Origin of the sequence: Candidatus Vicinibacter affinis, assembly GCA_016714365.1 — a bacterium.
Taxonomy (GTDB): Bacteria; Bacteroidota; Bacteroidia; order Chitinophagales; family Saprospiraceae; genus Vicinibacter; species Vicinibacter affinis.
Genome location: JADJNH010000006.1, coordinates 412,890 through 425,922, shown reverse-complemented (window position 1 = coordinate 425,922; position 13,033 = coordinate 412,890). Strand labels below are relative to the sequence as shown.

Below are 13,033 nucleotides of genomic sequence, written 5' to 3'. Positions count from 1 at the left end.
AGTTTATCAGCTGTCTGCAAATTTTAAGATTCCGGTCACCAATTTATCGAGTTCGGATTTCATGGTATAAACATTTGGGGTAACTCTTACCCCATGAATATTTTCCCAATCAATGCCCACTGTGTGGATTTTGTATTCATTTTGAAGAAATTCAGACAACTGACCTGCAGTTTTACCTTCTACCAATACTGCGCAAATGGCTCCGCTGAATTCTTTGGAAAGGGGAGAAATTATTTTGACTTTCGGGTGTGATTTTACTTTGTTGACCCAATACATTTTGAGTTCGTGGAGTCTATTGAATTTTCTTTCAGCTCCGATTAAATGGAAAAAATCAATCGCCTGCCCGATGGCTTGTTCAAGGGCAAATGACCGGGTCCCAAGGCTTTCAAACTTTCGGATGTCTTCACTTTCCGGATCTGCTGCAGCCAAAAATGGGTAAAGGTTTTTAATTTTTTCTTTGCGTACATAAAGCAATCCACTTCCTATTGGCGCAGATAACCATTTATGCAAACTGGTGCCAAAGTAGTCACATTCCAGATCACTGATCTTGTATTGGAAATGAGCAAAACTATGTGCAGCGTCTACTAAAACTTCGATGTTTCTTTTTTTAGCTGCCAGGGCAATTTCTCTTGCAGGCAATAATTGTCCGTTCCAGTTAATGGTGTGGGTGATATGGACCACTTTGGTTTTATCAGTGAAAGCCTCTTCGAATTTTTTTACAATGAATTTTTGATCTTCAATGGGGAATTCAAAATTTATCCATTTAAGTACAATACCTTCTCTCTTTTCCCGCTGTTTCCATGCGTTGATCATGTTCGGGTAATCCTGTTTGGTCAGTACTACTTCGTCACCTGCCTTCAGTCTCAAACCAAAAATGATGGTCTCCAAAGCCTCCGAAGAGTTGCGGTTGAATGCCAGTTCCTCTGCACTGCAACCTGCAAGGTTAGCCATCTTTTGTCTTAAAGGTTCTCTGCCCTGGTCAAGAATCCGCCACATGTAATAGGATGGAGCCTCGTTGCTCATTCTACTGTAATATTCCACCGCTTCCTGCACGACCCTCGGTGCAGGCGCAACTCCTCCGTTGTTTAGATTAATCAACGTCGGCGATACGGAATAGGCCAGCCTGATCTGATGCCAGAAAGTTTCATCGTCAGAGGGGGAGAGTCGATTAAGGTCATCAACAGCTTGCTTGAACTCATCCCCGGAAGCCTTCAATAAACTGGAGGGAGAGAGAATACCGGCTGAGGAGGCAGCCAATAATTTAAACATGGTTCGTCTTTGCATGAACGGAGGTTTAGTGGATTGCGAACAAATATAAGCGGAAAGAACCATTATTTAAAAATATATCAAGTTCTGAGACACGCCCAACAATTCCATCAAAAGCAGGAAATAAATCTAAATATATAATTAATAATCGCAATATAATAAAATATTTTAAAACGATATTAAAATGGTTTGTGGATGATTTTTGACCCATATTTGTAGAAGCGATTTAAGCCCCTGGGCGAATTCTGGTTGATATTGTATCATAATCCTAAAACATTATATATAATTGAAATTAAATCATTTATATTCAATTTTTAGAATTTGGAGGATGCAAAAATTGACCTATTTTAAATAATTAGAGGCGCCAATAAATTTATGTATTTATTTTAATTTAAGATTTAAATATCGGTAAATATGAAATAAGAATTAAACGATATTAAATATTTAGGTATATTTGTGTAATGGTATGGCCGGTAAAAGAATATGCTTATGATGATTTGAAGGATGTATTGCAGAATATTGACCTCAAGAAGACGCGTTTGGATAAGCACAGACCTTTGTCCCGCGCGGTCGTACAATCCATCAGGAGCAGTCTTAATTTGGAGTGGACCTATAACAGTAACAGTATAGAAGGAAATACCTTAAATCTTCGGGAGACCAGGATGGTGATAGAGGAGGGGATGACGGTGGCCGGCAAGAGTTTGCGTGAGCATTTTGAAGTGGTGAATCATCAGGAGGCGATAGAATACCTGGAAGAATTGGTTTCCGGCGATTACCTGCTGAAGGAGCGGGATATCCTGGATATTCATGAATTGGTCATGAGTAAGATAGAGAAAGAATTTGCAGGTAGATACAGGAATTCAGGGGTACGCATTCCAGGTGCTAATTTTACTCCTCCCAATGCACAGAAAGTACCTGATCTCATGTCAGATCTCATCAGTTGGGTGAGTAGGGACGATCAAAGCATGCACCCTTTGGTGAGGGTCAGTATTTTTCATCATCGGTTTGTGTGGATATATCCCTTTTTTGATGGGAATGGCAGGACCGTCAGGCTGATCATGAATTTGTTGCTGATGAAATGGGAGTTTCCGCCGGTCATCATTCTCAAGGTAGACAGAAATAAGTATTATCAGGCCCTTAACCGTGCAAATCAGGGCCACTATGATTTGTTGATTCGTTTGATTGCCAGGGCTGCTGATCAGATCGCTAGGCATCTATCTCAGTAATTTGGAAGATTATGCGGATGAATATGTTCCCATAGCAGATTTGGTTGAAGATGCGGTTTTGCCTTACGGGCAAGAGTATATTAGTTTATTGGCCAGACAGGGAAAAATAGATTCGTATAAAGAAGGTCGCATTTGGTATACTCGTCCGGCAGCAATCAAAGAATACATTGATAATCGCAAGCGGGAAAGAAAGCTTTTACTTTCCGGTTAGTGTCCATATTTGAATTAAAATTCACAGTTTCAGTTAGTGAGTTTGATTATAGTTTTGGGAATTAAAAAGCCGTCCCCATTTTTTGGTGGACGGCTTTTAATTATCCTTAATTGAAATTTTATTTCAAAATTACTTTAGTACTGTTGACTTTATTTTCTTGAATCAACTCTACGATGATTACACCTTTTGGTAAATGATCTGTATTGAATTGCAGCAATTGTTTTTCCTGACCAAATACATATTTTGAACTAATGATCTGACCATTTAGATTCAACAAATTGATTTGCTTAACGCCATGGTTTGCTTCCAATTTTATGTTCAAGATTTCTTTTGCAGGATTTGGATAAATCGCTGCCGTTCCGCCTGCCTCATTAGGGTTATTGGTGCCCACCACTTTTTTGGAATCTACGAGAGTTCCTTTGCCTGGAAGACTTACGCAGTATTGTTCGCCTAATCCGGTCTTAATACAAAAATCACTGTTGTAGAAAAAAGGATTTATGATCTCCAGATTATCCACAATCCAACCTTTAAATCCGGGATTATTGGATTCAGTAGCATCATCGTTGCCATATCGGAATCTTACATTGATCTTTTTGCCTTTGTATTTTTCCAAACTGGCGACTGATGGAATAAAATCTTTGGTATATCCGGAAAATCCTTTTACCAATGGAATTCCAATGGCATTATAAGACAAACCGCCTACGTAAGGATTTATTTGAAAGTCATCAGTAACTAATAAATTCCAAATCTTTCCTCCATCTTCAGAAATTTCTACAAATCCACCGTCAATGCCGCTTTGGGTATTGATTTTATGATAGAACAATAAAGAAGTTATTTCGTCACCCATATCAATAGGTGTAATGTTGTTGAAGGAGTGATCCCTTTCTTCTGTTGCTGAACTTTCTGAAATCCAGGCAGTACTTCCTTGATAACCTTCACCTCCTGCCCAAAGCCAGATTCCATTACCCTTACGTTGATAAAAGTCGTAATTGAATTCAGTATTAGGGTCTTCAAAATCATCAAAGAATCTTGTGTTGGAATATTTGTCTGAAGCAGTTTTTAATTTGTAGGTAATGGTTTTAGTTTCCAGAGATTTCATGTTGCTGATTTCCCAGCTTATTTTATCCGAAGCAACTGATTTGGGTACAAGATTCGATGAACCATTTACATACGTACAACCGGCAGGTATGTGATCTTCTAATTCTACATTGTTGACTTCTCCTGCTCTGAGATTACGAACACTAAGACTGTAAGTTATTTCCTGTCCTGACTTTATTATAAAAGGCGCGGATTTTGCGATGACAGTTTTGTTTATACAAGTAGGGAAAGCTTCATAATCTTCGGTTTCATCTCCTACAAAATCAGAGTCACCTTGTTTGGCTCCAAAACCTAATCCTCTGCGGGCGAAAACGCTCCAGATCAAACAAGCATTTTCTCCATTGTACAACAATGTATCAGCTTTTAGAATTGCATTGCGTCCGTCTACAAATCCCGGGCTACAAGGCTGTAGTTTCATGCCATCCATCACCAATTGAATACAGCGATTGTTGCCGGCATTCTTATTGGAAAAAGTTGGATCGAATCCATATTTATCTGCCATGGCCCAATAAAGATCCCACAACATAGCAGCCCAAACTTCACCCAAATTATGTTCTTCATCGTCAATATCATGATAGGTGAATTCATTAACAGCTATATTGGTCGTATAGGGTCTTCTACGAATACCAATTCCATCGATTGGAGCAGAAGTTGCAAAATTTCCAATACCCTTAATTTGATCTCCTTTGTCTCCTTGTTTTGCAGTCATGATCAGTGACATAAAATCACTCCAGCCTTCACCCATATGTTCCTCGTTGCTCAAGCAATTGGCCTGGGCAGGTCCTCCGGTGAGTCTGTTGGAAACTCCATGTCCATATTCATGAGTGATGATTCCATTGTCAAAATCACCATCCAGACTATCCGGTCCTGCATTCGTGTCTTCCGGTGTTTTGACTGTAATGATTAGCCCTTTACCTACATATGGTGCGATTTTATCACATACTGACTTTCGTGCATAATATGCTGGGATGGTAACCAATGCAGCATTTACTCCTGCTGCCATGCCGACATTTTGTTCATCAAATCCACAGATGATAACTGCTTTTGCTCCAGCTTTTTGCGCATAGAAAGTCTTTTCACTGAAATCACAAAGTCCTCTTTCAATCAGGACGATTTTGCCATCGAGTTTAGATTTTTTCTGAGCGTCTTTGCATCCTTTCTTTTCGTTGCCCGGATCACCGTCATCAGACCATACCACTTCTCCTGTAATTGGTGTGGTAGTCACCTTACCTCCCCAGCCAGTTGGTCCATTGACCGAAAGGTAGCCTTCGATCTCCAAAGGTGCATCAACTCTTACTTCACCTGGTGCAGCAGTCCATAAAAACATTTGCATTTTGCCTGAACTTCCGTCCGGTGGGGTAGCAAAATTTGCATTGTTGGTTCCACTTCCATCCTGCGCTTCAGCAAGTACTTGATCCGCACCGGTACCACCTTTGTTGTAATTATTTTGTTGGAAATTTCCTGCCTTCTCATCAAAACCAAACTGATACAAAACATCATGCATCATGTTGTTTGCATAGAATAAGTTGGTTACTGCTGCTTTTGTATAAGATGCAGGTTCTTTTTTAGGATCAAAAGGAAAGTCAAAATTCAAGGATGTTCCACCATCTGCTCTTTCTCCATCGTTTACATTGTCTCCATTTCTGTCCAGATAGGCACTTACGTTATTTCCACGAGTGTAGGTAAATTCAGGACCTGCTTGTCCATTGGTATCGTGCCAGCCAAAAGGAGATGCATTCGTATAGGCTGGATCTGAGACCAACTGACGGCTTCCGTGAAGCGGACTCTCTATAGGAAACGGGAAAACATTATACACCGTTGCAGCAGGTTTGGGAGTAAGCGAAACATTGGTTTGTCCTTGATTTCCGTTGAAGGCAGACTGGTTCTTTTTTTGTAGATCAGCGCTTGCATGCTGTTCAAAGCATTTCTCCTGATGCTGATGGCCAAAACTACATTTCACCGTATAGTTATGTTGATCCAGTATTTCACCTGTAATGGCATCTACCCTTGTGCTCCAGTAATCAGTTCTGTCCACGAAGTCTGTTGAAACATCCCAGGTTAAACGGAGTTTTCCGTCTTTTGTTTGGAAATACATCAATCTGGCGGGAATGTCAGAATGGGTGAAATTTGTTTTTTCAAAATAGCGATCCTTGTCATTGCTGCGTCTTTTTTCTAAAGGCAGAACTGCATTTTTCACATCATAATGATAGATCAGCTTTTCAAGAGCCTGAAGCGCATTGAGTCTTGGCTGGGTAGCATTGACTTTAGATTCAATGTTATCTATAAAGCGGCAAGGGCTGTCAAAAACTTTTCCTTCTTTGGTGACGTGAACAGAGGTCACGGCATTGTAAATAGGAATACCTTTGTAGGCTTGCTGGAAATAAATATGAGTCACGCCATTGTGGTCAGACTGATATTGGTCGGTTACCATCAGGTCTTTCAAGTCTGATGAAGTCAAATTCCAGTTGGTTTTTGAGGCCTCCAGGTATTGTTTTCCAAGACTCAGGGCCTGTAAATTTTGAGCGATTAGAGAATTACTAATGTATAATACATTAATAATGAACAATAAATAGATATTTTTTTTCATTATGTGGTAGTTGATTAGAAGTGGCTAAATTACGAAATTTCGAGAATTTATGGCAAAGCAAAATTTTGATTGGTTGATAGGTAAGAACGCTTTACAAGAGGCTTTCGCTGCCGGAAAAATCTTACAAAAAGTTTATCTGGGCGATTACCTTGATAATCAGATGCTCAAAGAATTAATAAAATTGTCCAGGCAACATAAAGTTTCTGTTTTGACGGTCCCCAGAACCAAATTGGATAAGTTGTGTAAGGGCAATCACCAGGGAGTGTTGGCTATGATCAGCCCGATTGAATTTTATAAAGTGGAGGACCTCGTGCAATCAGCTTTTGAATCCGGCCAGAATCCCTGTTTCGCCTTGTTGGACGGAATTACCGATGTTCATAATTTTGGTGCCATTGCCAGATCTGCTGAAGTGATGGGCATCACCGGGCTGATTATCGGAAGTCGCAACAGCGCGCCGGTCAATCAGGAAGCCATCAAAGTTTCCGCCGGTGCACTCCTCAGAATACCGGTTTGTAAAATCAACAATCCTGTACACACGCTGCGCGAACTAAAAAAGATGGGATTTGTTATTGTTGGGGCAGATGAGAAAGCTAAGATGCATCTTCAGGAAGCGGATCTCAATACTTCTCTGGTAATTGTCCTTGGTGCAGAAGACCTGGGTATATCTCCTGAAGTAAAAGCCTGTCTGGATTTTTCAGTCAGCATTCCGCAGGCAGGTCACATCAATTCATTGAATGTATCTGTGTCTGCAGGTATAATTTTTTATCAATGGAGAACTGGACAAGATTTAATGGTCAAGCAAACAAATGATCTAAAAAGTAAATAACAATTTTAAAAATGTGGTTTCAGCAATTTGATACCCATTCAATGAATTCAATTAAAATGAAAAAAATATTTTTACTCTTATCACTACTGGGTTCCTACTTGTTTACCTATGCTCAGGACTCTCTTTCCAACGCACTCCTATGGAAAATATCCGGTAATGGCTTAGAAAAGCCTTCTTATCTGTTTGGCACCATTCACATGATTCCAGTGGAGGATTATTTTTTACCAAAGGGAACCGAAGAATGTCTGAATCAAACAAATAATTTGTATTTGGAAATTGCCATGGATGAAATGATGGACATGAGTAATCTCGCTGGTGTCATGGATCAGATGTTCATGGCCAATGATACTTCATTGGCAGATTTGCTGACCAAAACTGAATACGATTTAGTGTCCGGACATTTTGAAAAAATGGGTTTGCCGATGATGTTCTTTGAGCGAATGAAACCCATGTTCCTGAGTGCTTTCGGTTCACCTGAAATGAACCCTCAAAATTTTCAGGATGGACAAATTAAATCCTACGAAATGGAGTTTAATGAAATGGCTAAGAAGCATTCAATTCCGGTAAAAGGATTGGAGACAGTTGCTTTCCAGTTGTCTGTTTTTGACAGCATTCCTTACAAGGCTCAGGCACAAATGTTGGTGGAATCACTCAAAAGCAATGATGGGGAATCGTCCGGACTTAAAGAAATGATCAAATCCTACATCGCTCAGGATCTCAATAAACTTTCCGAATCTATTACTGCAGAAGAAACGGCTATGAATCCATACCTCGATATGATGTTGAACAACCGGAATAAAAAATGGATTCCGATCATGGCGGAAGTGATGAAAAAGGAACCTTGTTTTTTTGCAGTTGGTGCAGGTCATTTAGGTGGTAAGGAAGGAGTCATCAACTTGCTTAGGAAAAATAATTTTGTTGTTGAACCTGTTTTGAAATAATAACCATGGCGCTCATTAAATCAGTCAGGGGATTTACACCCGTTATTGATCCCAGTTGTTATCTTGCAGACAATGCAAGTGTAATTGGGGATGTAGTCATAGGCGCGCGCAGCAGCATCTGGTTTCAGGCAGTGGTAAGAGGGGATGTGAATTCAATCAGAATAGGTGAGCAGGTGAATATTCAGGATGGTGTGATCATCCATTGTACTTATTTAAAGTCCATCACTGAAATTGGAGATCGCGTGAGTATTGGCCATCGGGCCATCATTCACGGATGTAAAATTCATCCGGAAGTTTTAGTGGGTATGGGTGCCATTATCATGGATCATGCAGAAATTCAATCTCAGGTCATAGTAGCTGCAGGGGCACTCGTCCCGGAGCACATGGTATTGGAATCCGGATTTATCTATGCCGGAATACCAGCCCGTAAACTGAAGCCGCTGGATGCGGAGAATTTCAAGTTTTTTATCCAGCGCACAGCGGACAATTATCAGATGTATGCATCCTGGTTTGAAAAAAAGGCGGATTCCCAGGAATAATTTTATTTTTTTATTTCCCTCCACCAATCACTTGATTGAGAAAAAGTAATCATCTCAAATTTGGAATGACTTATCAGTTATTAATTTACGTATGTAGGTTTATTTTAAGGTGATTGGAATGGTTGATAAAGTGGCATGATCTTGGAATTATCAGGACAGGTCGGTTAGCTACATCCGGTCTAAAATGATTAAATTAGCAGATGCATATACGCCATCTAAGCCAACTGATATTCTTTTGGATTTCAATTCAAGGCGTTTGCATTGGACAAATGCATTCCCCTTGCGGACCCAATCCGGTACCGCTTTCTAACGATTGTTCCGGAGCTTGTGTCGTCTGTGATCTGAATGGCGTCTCAGCCAGGACTACCAATACCATCATGGGCCAGTCTCCACCCGGGTTTTGTACCATGGTGGTTCACAGCATGCAATGGCTGGCTTTTGTGGCCGGATCTCCAAATCTTTCCATCAACGTAGCCGTTTCGGCATGTTTGCAGGCAAATGGGATAGAGATGGGCATTTATTCCTCACCGGATTGCAGCAGCTTCACCCTGGTGTCCAATTGTAACACCAACATGTATGCGAATCAAACCTGGGCTTTTTCTACAAATTCACCTTTGAAACCAGGATGCATCTATTATCTGGTCTGGGATGGAAATGGACCAAATGAATGTAATGTGGACATTACCGTTACTGCGGGCAGCGCAACCGCTCCGGTTCCCAATACCAACAGCAAAATTATGGGCCTTACCAGATTTTGCGTTGGTAAGTCTGCAACCTATAAAATCGCAGAAATTTTTGGTGCTTGTGAGTATCAATGGCGTGTCGTGAATGGAAGTATCATCAGAGAGAATGATAATGAGGTGGAAGTTCTCTGGGACACACCCGGAAAAGGACAAATATGTGTAAAGGGATTGAATGTATGTCATACCGGAAATGAAGTGTGTCTGGATGTGCTGATCGGCGATGATTCTCCGCCCACGGATTTGGGCCCTTTCTATGTTTGCAAAGGAAGATTGTACACACTGGGTAGTGAAACATTTGGTCCAGGCATAACCGTCTTGAATCTTAAAAACAGTTTTAATTGTGACAGCATGGTGAGTGTAACGGTTGAAGAGTTGGATGTCGAAGATGGTTCGCTGGATACGGCTATCTGTTGGCCTGGTGTTTTAAAAATTGACAATCAAACCTTCGACAGTACTGGTAAATACATAGTCCTTAAAAAATCAAAAATTCCACCTTTTTGTGACTCCATTGTAAGGGTAGATTTAACAATCAATAAACTGATTGCAAAAGCCAATAAGTCCGGGGATTTAAGTTGTACAGATACCTTGGTTTTTCTTTCAGCAGACTCTTCCAGTTTTAATGGATTACCTGTCAATGATTATTATTGGTTGGATGACAAAGGAGATACCATCGCAACCAATCAGGATGCAAAAGTGAACTCACCTGGTATATACAGATTGATATTAAAAGTACCCATTGACCCAAAAAACAAATGTGCTGATTTTGTTCAGATCGAAGTAAAAGGTTCCAGACTCAAGCCTGAATTAAAACTAAACGCACCGGTAAATTTGTGCAGGGGAGATACGCTCTATTTGTCGGATATTTCTTTTGTAGATGTACAGAATTCAAATGCAAGCATTCAATTTTATTCCCGCCTGCCCATTGATTCATTTAGTCAGATTCAGGATAGTTTTATCCTGCTTGATCAGGATTCAGCACTATTTATTAAAGCCAGTAATGGCATTTGTACCGATCTATTAAGAGTGCCGGTCCACGTAGCGAATCAGACCATTTTACAGCTTGCCGACGTGGAGGTATGTGCAGGCGATACCATAAGATTCAGCAAATTAAAATTGCAATTTACCGGCCCGAAACCGGATTCAGTTTCATTTTATTCCTGTGACAGTTTGAATTGTCCAATCAACCTGGATTACTGGGTAGTAAACGCGGATACAACTCTGTTCATGTATCCTGATGGAGTGGAGTGTCCACAATTATTTTCATTAAAGTTAATTGCGATTCCATACCCAACAGCAGATTTTACTTTTGATAAAAAATTACTGTGTGTAGGAGACAGTTTGCACATCAATTGGAATCTTCAAAATGGCGTACAGCGGATCATCAGATTATTTCAGCAAGATAGTTTGCTTCCACAGGGAGTTGATATTTTTTCAGAGGTAGTAGCCAGTGAAGGCAATAAAACAATATGTATGCGGGCCATTCGCAAGGGATGCATTACAGACTTTTGTGACCAGATTTTGGTAAAAAAACCATTGTTACCACCTTTAGCAAAGTGCATCACTTCAGATACCAGTGTTTTGTTTGTATGGGATTCTATTTCGGATGTGCATTATTCCACTGAGATTATAAAAGGAAATAATGGAATACGCATTTCTGATACCAGTTTTGTATTTAATCAGTTGGGAAGGGGAGAAGATGTTTCCCTACGATTGATACAACATGACAGTATATGTGGTGATCAATTTATTATTCTCAATTGCAAGGCAATAGATTGTCCTAACCGGATTGCAAAAATTATTGCTCCTGATATTATATGTCTGAATCCAGGAGCCGATACTTTATTGATTACCGGAGAAATCAACGCACCGCCCGCTTTGGGAAAATGGATTTTTTCAGGACCAGGAATTACGGACAGCTTGCAGGGTGTTTTTGATCCAAAAATTGCAGGCAGGGGTGTTCATAGAATATTAGCAGAATATACAGAGTCAGGATGCACTTATAATGCTCAAAAAAATATTCTGATCAGGGAAAATCCAATTGCAATTTTTAATCTGGACAGCATCGTCTGCCAGGATTCATTTTTATTGTTGCGATTTTTAGGAAGGAAAGAGGACAGTACTACTTTCAATTGGGATTTATCCAAAGGATCCATCAGGAATGTTGGTAAAACTGATTTAGAAATTAAATGGGATACACCCGGTAAGAAAATTTTAAAGTTAAAATTGAATGAGGAAGGTTGTTTGGATGAATCTACCAGGGAGGTTGAAGTTTTACCTCCGCTTGAAAAACCGGAAATTGAATGTTTTTCGACCGACACCTCTGTTACTTTCCGATGGAAAAAAATTGCGAGGGCTAAAGATTACCGTGTACAATTGATAAAAGGAAAGAATGGATACAGAAGCTCCGATACATCCTATCACATCAGTTTGCAGGGTCTGAAGGACACCATCATTTTCAGATTATTTGCAATTGACAGTGGACCTTGCAGCGAAAGTTTAGGAGATGATCTGACGTGCAGTCCTTTGCTTTGTCCTGCAAGAAAGTTGTTTTACGATACCACCATCAGTTATTGCGCAAATGAAAAGGATTTTATTCGTTTGAGAACCTATTTGCAGGATTCCGTCGGTACCATTGTTTTGAGCGGACCACAGGTGAGCGGAGATCAACTTAATTTCAAAGATCTTCCACCCGGGCGTTATGTATATCAGGCAAAAACCATCAATGGAAGTTGTATTTATCTGGATTCGATTTCTTTAGTCAAATTGCCATTGCCTATTATCAGTGAATTGCAATTGACACCAATTCCTTGTCCTGATGTAGACAGTGTAGGTGCCATTGACATCAAAAATGTTTTGTCAGGCGCGCCTCCTTATGAATATTCCATGGATGGAATTAATTTTTCCAGCAATCCTGTGTTTAGTTCTTTAGGACCAGGACAGCATCGATTCTACATCAGAGATAAAAATTTATGTTCTACAGACACTTTGATCACACTTATCAGACCAGAAAGTGTAGATCTTGATTTAGGAAATGATTTGGAAATTGAATTGGGACAGAGTGTGCGGGTGGATGCGTTGATAAAAGGATCTTATGTTCGTCTTGACTGGGATGTAAATGCGAATATTTCCTGTGATACCTGTGCATCCATCATTCTTAAGCCGGATGATGAAGCAAGGTTAAAAGCTACTGTTTACAATAAGTTTGGTTGCTACGATGTAGATGATCTGATTATTTTTGTTCGAAAGAATCATGTTTATGTGCCCAATGTATTTTCTCCAAATGGAGATGGTATCAATGATGGATTCACTGTGTATGGTGATGTAGAAGAAGTGGCCGAAATTAAATCACTGGAAATTTATGATCGGTGGGGTGCACAGATTTTTAACAAAGAACATTTTTCAATCAACGACCCTAATGTTGGATGGACGGGTGAATATAGAGGCCAGTCTTTGATGCCTGGTGTATATGTGTATCACGTGGTGATCACGTTTAAAACTGGTGTAGAAAAGAATTTATCCGGTGAGGTGAGTTTGATAAAATAAACCCAAATTATTGATAATTTATTTTTGACTAATAATGCAAGTTCCAAATAGGG

The 13,033-nt window shown here is 40.0% G+C and carries 6 protein-coding genes and 1 pseudogene; 5 read left to right on the top strand and 2 right to left on the bottom strand.

From position 1 onward, the window contains the following. Window positions 1–6: 6 nt before the first annotated feature. The gene (locus tag IPJ53_14975; protein ID MBK7800402.1) at window positions 7–1,284 is read right to left on the bottom strand and encodes an aminotransferase class V-fold PLP-dependent enzyme; all 1,278 of its coding nucleotides are present in this window, start codon (window positions 1,282–1,284) and stop codon (window positions 7–9) included. Between the two features lie 443 nt (window positions 1,285–1,727). Here IPJ53_14975 and IPJ53_14970 point away from each other — a divergent pair. Continuing rightward, window positions 1,728–2,703 (top strand): annotated as a pseudogene (locus tag IPJ53_14970) (Fic family protein). 118 nt (window positions 2,704–2,821) lie between these two features. Here the strand turns inward: IPJ53_14970 and IPJ53_14965 are convergent. Next, window positions 2,822–6,388: a T9SS-dependent M36 family metallopeptidase gene (locus IPJ53_14965; GenBank protein MBK7800401.1), complete on the bottom strand. Its 3,567-nt coding sequence runs from the start codon at window positions 6,386–6,388 to the stop codon at window positions 2,822–2,824. Between the two features lie 49 nt (window positions 6,389–6,437). Here IPJ53_14965 and rlmB point away from each other — a divergent pair, with 49 nt between their 5' ends. The 4 genes from rlmB (at window position 6,438) to IPJ53_14945 (ending at window position 12,980) form a co-directional block, all read left to right on the top strand. Then, window positions 6,438–7,214 carry a 23S rRNA (guanosine(2251)-2'-O)-methyltransferase RlmB gene (gene rlmB / locus IPJ53_14960; GenBank protein MBK7800400.1) on the top strand — a complete coding sequence of 259 codons (777 nt, stop codon included), beginning with the start codon at window positions 6,438–6,440 and terminating at the stop codon, window positions 7,212–7,214. Between the two features lie 56 nt (window positions 7,215–7,270). After that, window positions 7,271–8,155 (top strand): TraB/GumN family protein, encoded by an 885-nt coding sequence (locus IPJ53_14955; GenBank protein ID MBK7800399.1) that lies wholly within the window; start codon window positions 7,271–7,273, stop codon window positions 8,153–8,155. Between the two features lie 5 nt (window positions 8,156–8,160). Further along, the gene (locus tag IPJ53_14950) at window positions 8,161–8,694 is read left to right on the top strand and encodes a gamma carbonic anhydrase family protein (GenBank protein MBK7800398.1); all 534 of its coding nucleotides are present in this window, start codon (window positions 8,161–8,163) and stop codon (window positions 8,692–8,694) included. 200 nt (window positions 8,695–8,894) lie between these two features. Further along, window positions 8,895–12,980, top strand: coding sequence for a gliding motility-associated C-terminal domain-containing protein (locus IPJ53_14945; GenBank protein ID MBK7800397.1), 4,086 nt, complete (start codon window positions 8,895–8,897; stop codon window positions 12,978–12,980). The last annotated feature ends 53 nt before the right edge of the window (window positions 12,981–13,033 follow it).